Source organism: Mesorhizobium comanense (assembly GCF_005503535.1).
Classification (GTDB): Bacteria; Pseudomonadota; Alphaproteobacteria; order Rhizobiales; family Rhizobiaceae; genus Mesorhizobium; species Mesorhizobium comanense.
The window spans coordinates 9279-25045 of sequence record NZ_SCNN01000010.1 but is presented as its reverse complement, the minus strand read 5'-3'; the positions used below and the strand labels follow the sequence as shown (position 1 = coordinate 25045).

10 protein-coding genes and 1 pseudogene are annotated in these 15767 nt (G+C 65.4%); 4 read left to right on the top strand and 7 right to left on the bottom strand.

Features of this window, described 5'->3' with window-relative positions; translation table 11 throughout:
• Nucleotides 1–15 precede the first annotated feature (15 nt).
• The 7 genes and pseudogenes from FFS37_RS17960 to FFS37_RS17930 form a co-directional block, all read right to left on the bottom strand.
• A complete protein-coding gene (locus tag FFS37_RS17960; protein WP_137932302.1) occupies nucleotides 16–915 on the bottom strand; it encodes a branched-chain amino acid ABC transporter permease in 900 nt (299 codons plus the stop codon).
• Nucleotides 916–923: 8 nt separating this feature from the next.
• Nucleotides 924–1628 (bottom strand): ABC transporter ATP-binding protein, encoded by a 705-nt coding sequence (locus FFS37_RS17955; RefSeq protein ID WP_137932301.1) that lies wholly within the window; start codon nucleotides 1626–1628, stop codon nucleotides 924–926.
• Between the two features lie 46 nt (nucleotides 1629–1674).
• Complete coding sequence (locus FFS37_RS17950) at nucleotides 1675–2829, bottom strand: ABC transporter substrate-binding protein (protein ID WP_137932300.1); 1155 nt, start codon at nucleotides 2827–2829, stop codon at nucleotides 1675–1677.
• 42 nt (nucleotides 2830–2871) lie between these two features.
• A pseudogene (locus tag FFS37_RS17945) lies at nucleotides 2872–3537 on the bottom strand (ABC transporter ATP-binding protein); the annotation flags it as partial.
• A gap of 192 nt (nucleotides 3538–3729) precedes the next feature.
• A complete protein-coding gene (locus FFS37_RS17940) occupies nucleotides 3730–4314 on the bottom strand; it encodes a helix-turn-helix domain-containing protein (protein WP_137932298.1) in 585 nt (194 codons plus the stop codon).
• A gap of 71 nt (nucleotides 4315–4385) precedes the next feature.
• Complete coding sequence (locus tag FFS37_RS17935) at nucleotides 4386–5192, bottom strand: N-formylglutamate amidohydrolase (protein WP_171026322.1); 807 nt, start codon at nucleotides 5190–5192, stop codon at nucleotides 4386–4388.
• Between the two features lie 13 nt (nucleotides 5193–5205).
• The gene (locus FFS37_RS17930; RefSeq protein WP_137932296.1) at nucleotides 5206–6615 is read right to left on the bottom strand and encodes an aldehyde dehydrogenase family protein; all 1410 of its coding nucleotides are present in this window, start codon (nucleotides 6613–6615) and stop codon (nucleotides 5206–5208) included.
• Nucleotides 6616–6785: 170 nt separating this feature from the next.
• Between FFS37_RS17930 and FFS37_RS17925 the strand changes: the two genes are divergently transcribed.
• From FFS37_RS17925 to FFS37_RS17910, 4 genes are all read left to right on the top strand, one after another.
• Nucleotides 6786–7544 carry an SDR family NAD(P)-dependent oxidoreductase gene (locus FFS37_RS17925; RefSeq protein ID WP_137932295.1) on the top strand — a complete coding sequence of 253 codons (759 nt, stop codon included), beginning with the start codon at nucleotides 6786–6788 and terminating at the stop codon, nucleotides 7542–7544.
• Between the two features lie 131 nt (nucleotides 7545–7675).
• Nucleotides 7676–9100, top strand: a complete 1425-nt coding sequence (locus FFS37_RS17920) for an efflux RND transporter periplasmic adaptor subunit (protein WP_137932294.1) — start codon at nucleotides 7676–7678, stop codon at nucleotides 9098–9100.
• Nucleotides 9097–12249: an MdtB/MuxB family multidrug efflux RND transporter permease subunit gene (locus FFS37_RS17915; RefSeq protein WP_137932293.1), complete on the top strand. Its 3153-nt coding sequence runs from the start codon at nucleotides 9097–9099 to the stop codon at nucleotides 12247–12249. The genes FFS37_RS17920 and FFS37_RS17915 overlap by 4 nt, the downstream gene beginning before the upstream one ends.
• Nucleotides 12246–15530 (top strand): efflux RND transporter permease subunit, encoded by a 3285-nt coding sequence (locus tag FFS37_RS17910; RefSeq protein ID WP_137932292.1) that lies wholly within the window; start codon nucleotides 12246–12248, stop codon nucleotides 15528–15530. Before FFS37_RS17915 ends, FFS37_RS17910 begins: the two co-directional genes overlap by 4 nt.
• Nucleotides 15531–15767 lie beyond the last annotated feature (237 nt).

Here is a 15767-nt window from a genome sequence, read left to right as displayed (position 1 = left end):
CTCAGATGTCTCCCCTCAAATCTCTTTGTCGCCGAGTTCGACCCGCTGGCCGAGCAGGCCTTCCGGCCGGTAGACCAGCAGCGCGACGATGATCACGTAGGTGAGCGCATCCTTGAAGCCCCCATATTCCTGCGGCAGGGCAACCAGCAGACCGACCTCGATGAAACCGAGCAGCATGCCGCCGGCCGCCGCGCCTGCCAGCGAGCCGAAACCGCCGATCACGCACGCCACGAACGCCTTGAGAACCAGGCTGAAACCGAGATCGGGCGAGACGCTGCCGCGCCTTGCTATGATGAACACGGCGGCGATGCCGGCAAGCGCGCCGGAAATGGCAAAGGCGGTGGCGATGACCCTGTTCGCCCTGATGCCCATCAGCCGCACCGTGGCGAAATCGCGCGACGCCGCGCGGATCGCCAGGCCCAATGTCGAACGGTTGAGGAACAGCACCAGCGCCAGGATGGTAAGGCCGGAGACGATCAGCTCCATGACCTGCAGCGAGGACACCGCGAAAGGACCAACGAACCACATTTGGTTCAGGCCATTGAGGATCGAGACCGATTGCGGTTTGGGCGAAATCAGCAGCATGAACAGGTTCTGCACCACGATCGAGACGCCGAAGGCGGTCAGCAACCCGGTCGTCGTCGGCGCGTAGCGCACCGGCCGGAACGCCACCCGCTCGAAGGCGATCGCCGCAAGCGCGGCGGCAGCTACGGCAAGGAGTACGGCGACGAATGGCGAGGTCAGGCCAAGGGCGGCCGCCAGGAATACGCTGTAGGCGGAGACGCCGATGATCTCGCCATGCGCGAAATTGACGAGGCCCATGATCGAGAACACGACGGCCAGGCCGAGCGCGACCAGGGAATATTCCGCGCCGAAGGCCAGTGCATTGAGAAGCTGCTGCAGGGCATAGTCCATGTCGCCGCCTACCCGCCGATATAGAGGTTGAAGAGGCCGTGCTCATCGGCAAGCTCTGCGGGCGGCCCCTCGTAGCGCAGCGTGCCGGTGCTGACGACGTAGACGCGGTCGGCGAAGCGCAGCGCCTGCCTGGCGTTCTGCTCGACCACCAGCAGTGTCAGCCCTTCCCGCTTGAGCTCGCCGATGAAATCGAAGATCCGTTCGACGATCTTCGGCGCCAGCCCGAGCGACGGTTCGTCGAGCAAAAGCAGCTTCGGACGCGACATCAGCGACCGGGAGATCGCAAGCATCTGCTGCTCACCGCCCGAAAGCGTGCCCGCCGCTTGTCCATAGCGTTCCGAGAGCACCGGAAAAAGCGCCAGGAACCGGTCGATATCGCCGCGCACGCCCTTGGGATCGCGCCGCGTCGCCGCGCCCAGCCGCAGGTTCTCACCCACCGTCAGATTGGCGAAGATGTGCCGGCCTTCCGGCGTCGACGTCAGCCCTGCGCGGATGCGATCCTCGGTGCGGACCCGTGAAATGTCCTGGCCATCGAGAACGATGCGGCCGGACGCCGGCGTGACCAGGCCGGTCAGCGCATTGATGGTCGAGCTCTTGCCGGCGCCATTGGGACCGAGCAGGGCGACAAGCTCGCCGCGCCCGACCTTCAGGTTGAGGTCGCGCACCGCGCTCACCGCGCCGTAGCGCACGACCAGATTGTCGACGCTCAGCACGACGCGGCCTGCCAGGCTCGATCCATCATCACTTGTCCCGCCTGCCCTAGTTCAGCGCCGGGACGAAGGTCGGCGGCGTGTCGGTGATCAGCACCCGCTTGCCGTCGGAAAAACCCATGACCGGCACGGCTTTCACTGGATAGCCCTTCTTCTCGGCGAAAGAGATGGTGGGCGCCGTGGTGCCGGGATAGCCGCCCGGCGCGCGGATCGCCTCGCGCAAGGCGGCCGGCTCGACGGTGCCCGACTTCTTCGCCGCCTCGTAGCTGATCTGCACCATGTCGGCGCCGAGCGCGTCGAAGATGCCGTTGATCTTGTAGCCATCCGCCTTGCACTGGGCGAGGAACTTGTCGATGGGGCTGTCGATGCCCGTCGCGCCATGGGTGGCGAACATCACCTTTTCCAGCGACGCCGGATTGCCGACCGTGCCTTCCAGCGACTTGTCGTCGAAGGCATCGCAGCCTGCGACCCAGCCGTCATAGCCATTGGCGCGCAACTGGCGGATGAAGATGCCGATGTCAGGCAACACGCCGCAAATGTGGATGGCATCGGGCTTCTGCGCCAGTGCCTTGATGCTGGCGATCTGCGGCGACCAGTCCGTCGTGCCCCAGGAATAGTTGAACTTGCCGACGACCTTGCCGCCCTGATGCTCGAACACCTCGCCGAACCATTCGGGAAGCTTTTCCGAATAGGAGCCGGCATCTGGTGACACCATCAGCGCCACGGTGCGCGCGCCCTTGCCGTAAAGAGCGTTGGCGGTCGCCGCCGCGTTGATCGGATCAGGCACCGCGCCGGCAATGAAATTATCGAGCCCGGCCTGCTGCATCTCGAGCTGCGTGTTCGGCGCCGAGAACACGGTGGCGCCATAGGGCGCGGCAATCTGCGCGGTGGGGATGAGCGCGTCCGGAAAAGGCACGCCGGTGATGATCTGCGCGCCGGCGTCGAGGAATTTCTGACCGAGCGAAACCGACAGCTGCGGATCGGACCGGTTGTCCTCGATCATCAGCTCTACCTTGGGATCGCCTGCTGCCGCCGCCTTGTTCAACTTGTCGGCCATGCAGCGCGCACCCTCGGCCTCGCTATAGGGCGCGTAGGTGCCGGTCATCGCCACGGCGAGGCCGATCTTCAAGTCGGCGGCACCGGCATGAGATGCCTGCAAAAGCCCTGCCACGACGACCGCGGCCCCCAAAATCACCTTCTCCATTCGAACCCCTCCTCTTGCCTGTTGTTGGTATCGTGGGCGCCGTCACGCCGGCGCGGACTGCCCGACATAAACCTCGATGACACGCGGATCGCGCCACACCGCCTCGGTCTGTCCCGATGCGATCACCTGGCCCTGGTCCATGACGCAGAGCCGGTCGCACAGCCGGTTGATGAAGCGCAGGTCGTGATCGATGACGATGGTGGCGCAGCCGACATCCCTGCGTATGCCCTCGATCGCGATCGCCAGCGTCTCCGACTCGCCTTCGTTGAGGCCGGCGGCCGGCTCGTCGAGCAGGATCAGCGATGGGCCCAGCGCCAGCGCGCGCGCGATTTCCAGCCGGCGCTGACTGCCGTAGGAAAGCGTGCCTGCGGGAACATCGGCAAAACCGTCCAGCTGATATTGGGCGAGCAATTGGTCGACGCCGATGCGCGCGGCCGCATCCGGGCGCACCGCCCGGCACGTAATATGCGCGACCTCGACGTTCTGGCGAACGGTCAGATCCTTGAAGAGACGGATGGTCTGGAAGGTACGGCCAACTCCGGCCCGCGCGCAATGTTCGGGGCCGCGCCCGGTAATGTCCTGGCCCGCCAGTCTGACACTGCCGGTGTCGGGCTTGAGCACGCCGGAAATAGCATTGACCAGCGTCGACTTGCCGGCGCCGTTAGGGCCGATCAGGCCGAGGATTTCCCCCGCCTCGCACGACAGCGAGGCATTGCGCAATGCCTGCACGCCGCCAAAGGTCTTGCTGACTGCCTCAACCGACAGCATCGGTGATATCTCCCATCCCGGCCGATGGCTATTTCTCCTGTCGACCGGTCAAAGGGATGCTAGACCTCAGACTTTTCCATAACAAGTATTTTTTTCCATTTTAGAAAATATTCTTGAGCACGCTCGATGAGGTCAGAGGCCCGCGCCGGCCGGCAGCCCATCGCGCGGCACCGTGTTCGACATCAGCATGACGACAGGCTGGTCGCCGAGCGCGATGTAAGCGTGCTGCATCTCGCCGTCGAACAGGATGCTGTCGCCGGGCTGCAGCACGGTCGGATCATAATGGATCGTGTGCAGTTCCAGGCTGCCGCTGAGGACATGAATGAACTCTTCGCCTGAATGGCTGCGCCAGCCGCCATTCTCCTCGAAGCTTCGCGCCCGCAGCGTGACGCGCCAGAAAATATTGGTCTTGTCGCGGAAATCGCTGCAAAGCACCTCGAATTCCATGGCATTGCCCTGGTGCAGTATGCCACTGCCGGCGCGCGTGATGGAGCGGCGCGCCTGCATGCCGGGCTTGGGGCTGAACAGGAAGGACGCCACCGGCACATGCAGCACGCCGGCGATCATCAGCGCGACGTCGACCGTCAGCCGCGCCTTGCCGTTTTCCAGTTTCGACAGTTGCGAGACCGAAAGGCCGGAGCGCTCGCTCAAGTCGCGCAGCGTGATGTTCTGCTCCTTGCGCGCGTCGCGGATCTTGCTGCCCACATTGCCCTGCATCGTCCACGCCCTTGGCTGTCGTGTTTCCAATTCGACAAGCTCTAGCGGGGCGGCATGGGGGCGTCCAGCCTTTAGACGGCTATGGCTGATTTCGGCCATAACGACATCGCGACAGTGGCGAAGGCCTGCTCCAGGGTTCGGCCGACGCGCTCGAATGTTTCCGGATCGGAAAGCAGGTCGTTGCGGACTTCGAGATAAAGACAGGGCCGGCCCTGCTCCAGCCCGTGCCGATTCAGCGTGTAGCCGATGGCCTGTCGCCAATCGTAGGGTTCGTTGTCGCCGATCCGCAATCCGGCTTCCGCACCCTGCGCGCCGAGTGTCTTCAGCACGGAGGTGACGAAGGGCGACTGTTCCCGCCACAGCACGCCGATGTCGACGTTGCGCCTGACGCCAGCCATCACCGGGGTGAAGGAATGCACCGATACCAGCGCCCGCCTGCCCGCCGCCGCCTCGACGATGGCCTGTTCGAGCGGCGCCCAGCCGATCGCCTTGCGCAATCCTGCATCAGCGGCGTCCGGCGCCAGATTGCCGGGAACCGGAATTCCGCCGAGGTCCGGGCGCATGAAGTCCCATTCGTCCGCCGGCCTGTTGTAGTCGAGGAACAGCCGCGAATAATGCGCGATCACCGCCGGCGCCCGCAACGTTCGCGACAGCCGCCGCGTCAGCGCGTCGATGCCGATGTCGACGGCGAAATGCGTATCGAGATAGGGCGCCGCCAGGCCAAGGTCGTGCCACGGCGCCGGCACGACATTGCCGGCATGTTCGGCGATCAGCAGATAGGGGCTGGCGGCGTCGACATGTAGCCGCTCGACGCTGGCTGCGGCGAGCGCGGCTATGGCCGCATCGTCAAGCCCTGTAAGGCCCGCAGCGTTCGTCACGCGAGCTTCAAGATCAAGCGATGACGGAGCGGACATGGTACGATTTCGCCGCCGTTGCCTCCGCCAGGCCGGCGCGCCCATTGGTGCGGCCGAGGCCTGAATTCTTGATGCCGCCCCAGGGCAAATGCAGGTCGGCATGATCGCAGCGGTTGAGATAGACAGTGCCGGCCTCGACCTCGTCGAGCAGCGCCACGCCACGCTCGACATCCCTGGACCAGATCGAGGCGCTCAATCCGAAATCGCTGTCGTTCATCAGGCTGATTGCCTCGTCGTCGCCGCCGACCGACTGGATGCAGGCCACCGGCCCGAACAATTCGTCACGCATGATCTGCATGGTGTGATCGACCCCGACCAGAACCTCCGGCGCGACATAGGCTGCACCGAGACCGGAGGCCTTGAGCGCACCGTCCCGCGGCATCAGCCGCCGGGCCCCTGCCCGCACCGCACTGTCGGTGAGACCACGAATGTTGTCGGCAGCACTTGCCCGCACCACTGGACCGACCATCGGCTTTTCATCAAAGGGATGGCCGATGGTCCACTTCGCCGTCTCGGCGACCAGCGCTTCGACGAAGCGGTCATGGATCGCCTTGTCGACATAGATGCGTTCGACCGAGCAGCAGGACTGGCCGGCATTGGAATAGGTGCCTTCGGCAATCAACGGAACCGCGGCCTCGAGGTCGGCATCGGCCCTGATGTAGGTCGGGTCCTTGCCGCCGAGTTCGAGATGGACCTGGGTGAAGGTGCCGGCGGCGGCGGCATGGACGCGACGGCCGCCATTGACCGAGCCGATGAAATTCACGGCATTGAAGGCGCCGGATGCGATCAGCTTCTCGGCATCGGCATGGTCGAGATGCAGGCTCTGGAACACGCCCTCGGGGCCGCCGGCGGCCCGAAAGGCTTCCTCGGCCTGCTCGGCGATCAGCGGCGTCTGCGGCGAATGCTTGAAGATCACCACATTGCCGGCGGCGAGAGGCGACGTCACGAGATAGCCGAGCATGGCGGTGGGGTAGTTCCAGGCACAGATCGACAGATGCAGGCCGCCCGCCACCGGCTTGGCATAACGGCGGATGTGTTCATCGGAAGGGTATGGCATGTCGGCCAGTGTCTCGAGCGCGACATCGGCCAGCAACTGCCCGACCAGCGCCAAGCGCGGCGTCTCGTCGGCCTGCCACAGCGGCCGGCCGATCTGCCACGCCACCATCTCGGCCAGCGGCGTCGCCCGCGCCTTCATCTCATCGCCGAAACGCAGCAGGATCGCCAGTCGCTCCGCCAGCGGCATCCGCCGCCAGGACGGCAGAGCTGCCCTTGCACGGGCAAGCGCTGACTCGATGGCGGCGCCATCGGCATAGGCGCGCGTCGTGTAAATCGAGCCATCGACGGGAGAAGTCACCGAAAACGTCCGCGCGCCGGCATGCAGGGTCATGATTGCGAAATCCGTCCTTGAGGAGATGTCATTGACGGCACGATATCGCTATTTTCCATTTTGGCAAATTTTTTCTAATACGGCTTGATGGATTTTTTCTCCGCCCGTATTGTCCGGCGACAATGCATCGGCGCCAGGCACGTGAGGGGCCAGCACATGAGGGGGTTCAGATGATCGCTTACGATTTCACCGGCAGGCACGCGGTTGTCGCTGGCGCCGGCGGCGGCATGGGCGAGGCGATCACGCTGGCGCTGCTCGATGCCGGCGCCTCCGTCACCGCCATCGACGTCAAGGCTCGACCGGCCTCGCTGGCCGCTTACGACGACAGGCTCACTTTCGCCCAGGGCGATCTCACCGATGCCGCCTTCGTCGAGCGGGTCGTCGGCACCGCGGGCCGGGAACGCGGCGGCATCGACTATCTCGCCAACGTCGCGGGCGTGCTCTGGTTCGGCCGCGACAAATCGGCCCTGGAGATGGACCTCGGCGTCTGGGACGAGGTGTTCAACATCAATCTCAAATCCTTCGTCCATACGGCGCGGTCGGTCGTTCCCCATATGCGCGCGGGCGGACGCGGCGGCGCCATGGTGCATTTCTCGACCATCCAGTGGTATCGCGGCGACGCCAACCCGCAGGACGCCTATCAGGCCTCGAAGGCCGGTGTCTGCGCGCTGTCGAAATCGCTCGCCATGCAGCTTGCCGGTGAACGCATCCGCTCCAACGCCATCTGCCCGGGCATGGCGCTGACCCCGCTGCAGGCGCGCTGGGACACGGAGGAGAAGCGCTCTGCGGTGGCCAGCTACGCCCCGCTCGGCCGCATCGGCACGCCGCAGGACATGGCCAACGCGGCACTCTTCCTGCTCTCCGACGCTGCGAGTTACATCACCGGCATCGAGCTTGCGGTCGATGGCGGCCTGCTGATGCGCATGTAGCGGCTCCCCGCCCGGCGAACCGGCAATCGCGGCAAAGCCTTGGGATCGCCGGGGTCCGAACCTGTCCAACAGTTAATTCGACTTCGCAAGGGTTCGGTCATATTGGTTTGTGGGGGACGAAAGATGCCGCCATGGACCAGCAACTGGAAATGCCCCTGCAGACCACCATCGCGCCGCGTCGTTCGCGCGGCTGGATTCCATGGCTGATCTTCATCGCCGTCGTCGCCGCCGGCGGAGCCTATCTCTACGAGCGGCCGCAGGCCGTGCCGAAGCAACAGGGCAACCGGCGCAATGCGCAGCCCATGTCGATCGGTGCCGCCGCGATTGACAAGGGGACCATAGACGTCAGCCTCGGCGCCCTGGGAACGGTCACCTCTCTCTCCACCGTCACGGTCAAGACGCAGGTCACCGGTCCGCTTCTCCAGGTCAATTTCAAGGAAGGCCAGGACGTCAAGAAGGGCGATCTGCTGGCTGCGATCGATCCCCGCCCCTACCAGGCGGCGCTGGCCCAGGCGCAGGGCCAGCTTGCCCGCGACCAGGCGATGCTGAACGACGCCCAGCTCGACCTCGCGCGCGACAAGACGCTCGTCGACCAGGGAGCGGTGACGCATCAGGCCTACGACGCCCAGGTTGCCCTGGTCGGGCAGGACGCGGGCACGATCGAGTACGACAAGGCGCTGATCCAGTCCGCTACGGTCAATCTCGACAATTGCCGCATCCTGTCGCCCACCGACGGACGGGCCGGCCTGCGCCAGGTGGACGAAGGCAACTACGTGACGCCGGGCGATGCCAACGGCATCGTCGTCATCACCCGCATCCAGCCGATCAGCGTGCTGTTCAACGTGCCCGAGGACGAACTGCCCGCGATAGCGCAGCGCCTGCAGCAGGGCGCCACCTTGCCGGTCACCGCCTTCGACCGCGCCGGAACCAAGAAGCTCGCCGACGGCCAGCTCGAAACCTTCGACAGCCAGATCGACCCGAGCACCGGAACCATCAAGCTGAGGGCCAGCTTCGCCAATGACCAGCGCCTCCTCTATCCCAACCAGTTCGTCAACGTCGAACTTCTCGTCGACGAGCACAAGGATGTGGCGATCGCGCCCATCGCCGCGATCCAGCGCGGCCTGCCCGGCACCTTCGTCTATCTGGTCAACCCCGACAGCACCGTCTCCGTGCGCAAGGTGACGCTCGGCGTCACCAATGGCGAGCGCGTGGAGATCGTGTCCGGACTGAACCCGGGCGACCGTGTCGTCGTCGACGGCGCCGACAAGCTGCGCGACGGTGCCACGATCAACCTGCGCCAGGACGGCCAGGCGCCGGCCGCGCAAACACCGGCGCCGGCTCAGGGCGCGAGCCCGGCAGCGCCGCCCGCCCAGACCGGAAACCAGTCCACGCCGCCCGCTCAGGCACCAGCGCAAACCGACATGCCTTCCGATGGGCAGGCTGCGGGTGACGCCACGCACAAACATCAGGGCCACAAGCACCGGCATTCGGATACGACACAGCCCCAATCAGGACAGCAAGGGTCCGGACAGCAGGAGTCCGGGCAGCAGCAATGAGCCCGTCGCGCGCCTTCATCCTGCGGCCGGTGGCGACATCGCTGTTCATGGTCGCCATCATGCTGTCCGGGCTGCTGGCCTATCGCTATCTACCCGTCTCGGCCCTGCCCGAGGTCGACTATCCGACCATCCAGGTCCAGACCTTCTATCCCGGCGCCAGCCCCGACGTGATGACCTCGTCGGTCACAGCGCCGCTGGAAGTCCAGCTCGGCCAGATCGCCAACCTCAACCAGATGAATTCGGTGAGTTCGGCCGGGTCGTCCGTCATCACGCTGCAGTTCAGCCTGGCGATCTCGCTCGATGTCGCCGAGCAGGAGGTACAGGCCGCCATCAACGCCGCCGGCAATCTCTTGCCCGCCGACCTGCCGGCGCCGCCGATCTACGCCAAGGTCAATCCCGCCGACGCGCCCGTGCTGACGCTCGGCCTCACCTCCGCCACCATGCCGCTGCGCGACGTGCAGCAGCTCGCCGACACGCGGCTGGCGCAGAAGATATCGCAGTTGCCGGGCGTCGGCCTCGTCAGCCTCTCGGGTGGCCAGCGCCCCGCCGTGCGCGTCCAGGCCGACCCACGCAAGCTCGCCGCCTACGGCCTCAATCTCGACGACCTGCGCACCACGCTGGGCAGCGCCAATGTCAACACGCCGAAAGGCAATTTCGACGGCCCCTCGCGCGCCTACACCATCAACGCCAACGACCAGCTGAAGAGCGCCGACGAATACCGCTCGCTTATCATCGCCTACAGGAACGGCGCCCCGGTGCGGCTGAGCGACGTGGCCGATGTGATCGACGCCACGGAAAACAATCGGTTGGCCGCCTGGATGAACGCCACGCCGGCCATCATCCTCAACATCCAGCGCCAGCCCGGCGCCAACGTCATCGAGGTGGTCGACCGCATCAAGGCGCTGCTGCCGCAGCTCCAGGCCTCGCTGCCGAGCGCCGTCGACGTCAAGGTGCTGACCGACCGCACGACGACCATCCGCGCGTCGGTCCGCGACGTCGAATACGAACTGGCGCTCGCCATCATCCTGGTGGTCCTTGTCATCTTCGTCTTCCTGCGCAGCGCGCGCGCCACCCTCATCCCGAGCCTCTCGGTGCCCCTGTCGCTGGTCGGCACGCTGGGCGTCATGTATCTGTTCGGCTTCAGCCTCGACAATCTGTCGCTGATGGCGCTGACCATCGCCACGGGCTTCGTCGTCGACGACGCCATCGTCGTCATCGAGAACGTCGCCCGCTATGTCGAGGAAGGCGAGACCCCGCTTCAGGCGGCGCTCAAAGGGTCGCAGCAGATCGGCTTCACCATCATCTCGCTGACCGTCTCGCTGATCGCGGTGCTGATCCCGCTCCTGTTCATGGGCGATGTCGTCGGCCGGCTGTTTCGCGAATTTTCCATCACGCTCGCCACCACGATCCTGATCTCCGCGGTGGTGTCGCTGACCCTGGTGCCGATGGCCTGCGCCAAGCTGCTCAAGCCATTGGAAGCAGTGCAGGAGAACGCCTTGCAGCGCGCCAACCACGACTTCTTCGACTGGGTCATCCGCGGCTACGGCCGGGCGCTGGCCTGGGTGCTCGACCGCCAGACGCTGATGCTGGTCGTCGCGGCGGCCACACTTGTCCTGACCGCCGTGCTCTACGTGGTCATCCCCAAGGGCTTTTTCCCGGTGCAGGACACCGGCGTCATCCAGGCGATCACGGAAGCCCCGCAATCGATCTCCTTTGCCGCCATGGCCGACCGCCAGCAGCAACTGGCCGGCATCATCCTCAAGGACCCCGACGTCGACAGCCTGTCGTCCTTCATCGGCGTCGACGGCACCAACACCACGCTCAATGTCGGCCGCATCCTGATCAACCTCAAGCCGCATGAGCAACGCACCGCCGATATCACCGACGTCATCGCACGGCTGAAGGATGAGGCCGGCGCGGTGGCCGGCGTCACCCTCTACATGCAACCGGTCCAGGACCTCACCATAGATGGACAGGTCAGCCGCACCCAGTACCAGTTCGTGCTCCAGGACGCCAATGCGGACGAACTCGATGAATGGACGCCGAAGCTGCTCGCCAAGCTCAACACGCTGCCGCAACTCGCCGACGTCGCCAGCGACCTGTCGAACAGCGGCCTTGCCGTCTTCGTCGACATCGACCGCGACCAGGCCGCACGCTTCGGCATCACGCCGGCAACCGTCGACAACGCGCTCTACGACGCCTTCGGCCAGCGCATGGTCTCGACCATCTACACCACGTCGAGCCAGTATCGCGTCATCCTCGAGGCGGCCCCGTCCGAGCAGGATTCGCTGAAGGCACTTTCCTCCGTCTACCTGCCTTCGTCGACGGGCGGCGCCCCGGTGCCGCTTTCAGTAGTGGCGAGCACCCATGTCACCACCACGCCGCTGCAGATCACCCATATGGGGCAGTTTCCGGCCGCCAGCGTCTCGTTCAATCTTGCCCCGGGCGCGTCGCTCGGCGAAGCCGTCACCGCGATCGAGAAGGCGCAGGCCGACATCGGCATGCCGCTCAGCATCATCACCAGCTTCCAGGGCGCGGCGCGCGCCTTCCAGGCTTCCCTCAACAATACGCTGTTCCTGATCCTGGCGGCGGTGGTCACCGTCTACATCGTGCTCGGCGTGCTCTATGAAAGCTTCATCCACCCCATCACCATCCTGTCGACGCTGCCTTCGGCCGGCATCGGCGCGCTGCTGGCGCTGATGATCGCCGGCCAGGACCTGACCATCATCTCGATCATCGGCATCATCCTGCTGATCGGCGTGGTCAAGAAGAACGCCATCATGATGATCGACTTCGCGCTGGACGCGCAGCGCAACGAGGGTAAGGCGCCGCGCGAGGCGATCTATCAGGCCTGTCTGCTGCGCTTCCGCCCGATCCTGATGACGACGCTGGCCGCCATGCTGGGCGCGTTGCCGCTGATGCTCGGCACCGGCGTCGGCTCGGAACTGCGCCATCCCCTCGGCGTCACAATCGTCGGTGGCCTGCTGCTCAGCCAGTTGCTGACGCTGTTCACGACGCCGGTAATCTATCTCTGGTTCGACCGGCTTTCGAACCGGCTGCGCGGCGTCCAGCCTGATCTTCCCCGTGCGCCCAAAACTGTCCGTCCCCCTAAGTCTCCTCGTCCCCATGGTGCGGACGCCACGCCATGAACCTGTCGGTTCCCTTCATCCGGCGGCCGGTGGCGACGACGCTGCTGACTTTCGGCCTTCTCGCCGCCGGGCTGGTGGCCTTTCCGCAATTGCCGGTGGCGCCGCTGCCGGCGGTCGACTACCCCGTGATCTCGGTGTCGGCCTCGCTTCCCGGTGCAAGCCCCCAGGTGGTGGCCAACACGGTCGCCAGCCCGCTCGAGCGGCATCTCGGCGAGATCGCCGACGTCAACGAAATGACCTCGTCGAGCAGCGTCGGCAGCGCGCGCATCACCTTGCAGTTCGGCCTCGACCGCGACATCGACGGCGCCGCGCGGGACGTGCAGGCGGCAATCAACGCGGCGCGCGCCGACCTGCCGTCAAGCCTGCGTTCCAATCCGACCTATCGGAAGGTCAATCCCGCCGACGCGCCGATCCTCATCCTGTCGCTCACCTCCGATACGCTGTCCAAGGGCCAGCTCTTCGATGCCGCCAGCACCGTGCTGGCGCAGAAGCTCTCGCAGGTGGATGGCGTCGGCGAAGTGTCGGTGGGCGGCTCCTCGCTGCCCGCCGTGCGGGTCGAACTCAACCCGCAGGTGCTCTACAACTATGGCATCGGGCTGGAGGACGTGCGCGCGGCCCTTGCCTCCGCCAACGCCCACAGCCCCAAGGGCGCCATCGATGCCGGCGACCAGCGCTACCAGATCTACGCCAACGACCAGGCCACGCAGGCCGATGCCTATCGGCCGTTGATCGTCGCCTATCGCAACGGCGCGCCGGTCCGCTTGTCCGACGTCGGGCAGGTCAACGATTCGGTCGAGAACATCCGCAATGCCGGCCTCGCAAACGGCAAGCCAGGCGTGCTGATCATCATCAACCGCTCGCCCAATGCCAACATCATCGAAACGGTGGATCGGGTGAAGGCGCTGATGCCGACGCTGCGCGCCTCGATCTCGCCGGCCATCGACCTGTCCCTGGCGGTCGACCGCTCGACCACCATCCGCGCCTCGCTCGACGAAGTCGCGCAGACGCTGATGATCGCCATCGGCCTGGTGATCCTGGTTGTCTTCGCCTTCCTGCGCGACGTGCGCTCGGCGCTGGTGCCGATCGTCGCGGTGCCGGTGTCGCTGGTCGGCACGCTGGGCGTGATGTACCTGCTGGGCTTCAGCATCGACAATCTGTCGCTGATGGCGCTGACGGTGGCGACCGGCTTCGTCGTCGACGATGCCATCGTCGTCCTGGAGAACATCTCGCGCCACATGTCGAGCGGCATGAGCCGCATCGAGGCGGCGATCAAGGGTGCGCAGGAAGTCGGTTTCACCGTGCTGTCCATGAGCGTCTCGCTGATCGCTGTCTTCATTCCCATCCTCTTGATGGGCGGCATCATCGGCCGGCTGTTCCGGGAATTCGCCGTAACCCTGTCGGCGGCGATCCTGGTCTCGCTCGCCATCTCGCTCACCACCACGCCGATGATGTGTTCGATCCTGCTGCGCGGCGAAGGCAAGGGCGGGCACGGCCGGCTCTATCGCCTCAGCGAACGCATCTTCGAAGGCATGCTGAACTTCTATCGCCGCTCGCTATCCTGGGCGCTGAACAACCCCCTGCTGATCATGGCGGTGCTGGCGGCGACGCTGTGCCTCAACTTCTATCTCTACGTCACCATTCCGAAAGGCTTCTTCCCGCAACAGGATACCGGGCGGCTGACCGGCTCCATCCAGGCGGACCAGGCGACCTCGTTCCAGTTGATGTCGCAGAAGCTCAGCCAGTTCGCCGCCATCGTCAGCAAGGATCCTGCCGTCGACACCGCGGTCGGCTTCACCGGCGGCGGCCAGACCAATTCCGGTTTCATGTTCGTCTCGCTGAAGCCGCTGGCCGAGCGCAAGATCTCCGCCGACCAGGTGATCGGCCGGCTGCGCCGCGAACTCGCGGTGGTGCCGGGCGCCACGCTGTTCCTGCAGGCCGTGCAGGACATACGCGTCGGCGGACGCCAGTCGAACGCGCAGTACCAGTACACCTTGCAGGGCGACAGTTTCGACGAGCTCGCCGAATGGGCGCCGAAACTGGCGGCGGCGCTGCAGACTGAGCCGAAACTGACCGACGTCAACAGCGACCAGCAGAACAAGGGCCTTGAAGCCGACATCACCATCGACCGCGACACCGCAACGCGCCTCGGTGTATCGGCAAGCCAGATCGACAACACCCTCTACGACGCTTTCGGCCAGCGCCAGGTATCGACCATCTACGTGGCGCGCAACCAGTATCACGTCATCATGGAGGTCGCCCCGCAATACTGGCAGACCCCGGATGCGCTGGAAAAGGTCTATGTCAGCACCTCGGGCGGCTCGGTCGGCGGCTCGCAGTCGAGCAACGCCGTCGCGGGCACTTTCGCGGCGTCCGGCCAGTCCGCCAGCGCGGCCTCGATTGCCGGGGATGCGGCGCGCAACCAGGCCAACAATTCCATCACCAGCACCGGCAGGACCGCGGCCTCGACCGGAGCGGCGGTCAGCACCGGCGCCGAGACCATGGTGCCGCTATCGGCGATCGCGCATTACGGTCCCGGCAGCACGCCGCTTTCGGTCAACCACCAGGGCCTGTTCGTCGCCACCACGCTGTCCTTCAACCTGGCGCCGGGCGTGGCGCTCAGCGAAGGTGTGGCGGCGATCAACGCGGCCGCCGACCGCATCGGCATGCCGACCACCATCCACGGCAGTTTCCAGGGCACGGCCAAGGTGTTCCAGGATTCGCTTTCCGACCAGCCGCTGCTCGTCCTTGCGGCACTGCTGGCGGTCTATGTCGTGCTCGGCATTCTCTACGAAAGCTACGCGCACCCGCTGACCATCCTGTCCACCTTGCCCTCGGCCGGCGTCGGCGCGCTGCTGGCGCTGACGCTGTTCAACACCGAGTTCTCGATCATGGCGCTGATCGGCATCATCCTGCTGATCGGCATCGTCAAGAAGAACGCCATCATGATGATCGACTTCGCGCTGGCGGCCGAACGCGGCGAGAACATGTCAGCGCGCGACGCCATCTACCAGGCCTGCCTGCTGCGCTTCCGGCCGATCATGATGACGACGATGGCCGCGCTGTTCGGTGCGGTGCCTCTGGCCATTGGCCTCGGCGAAGGCAGCGAGCTGCGCCAGCCGCTCGGCATCGCCATCGTCGGCGGCCTTATCCTGAGCCAGATCCTGACCCTCTACACGACACCGGTCATCTACATCTATATCGACCGCTTCGGGAACTGGTGCCGGCAATTGCGGTCGCGGGCACGCTATGCCTGGCGGCCGAGCGTGCAGCCCGGAGAGTGAAACGGGCATGACAGGCACATCCTGCCTGGAGCATGATGCCGAAAAGTGTGACGCGGTTTTCGGACGACATCATGCTCTCTATCTCTTTGATTCAGAGCCGGATGATTTCAGGTCGAACGGACCTGAAATCATCCGGCTCTGGCGATCACAAACTGTCAACTTTGCGTTCCCCGCCATGCCCCGGCCTGGAGCATCTCTATATAAATGGTGCGGGCCACGAACCGCCGGCGATGACAG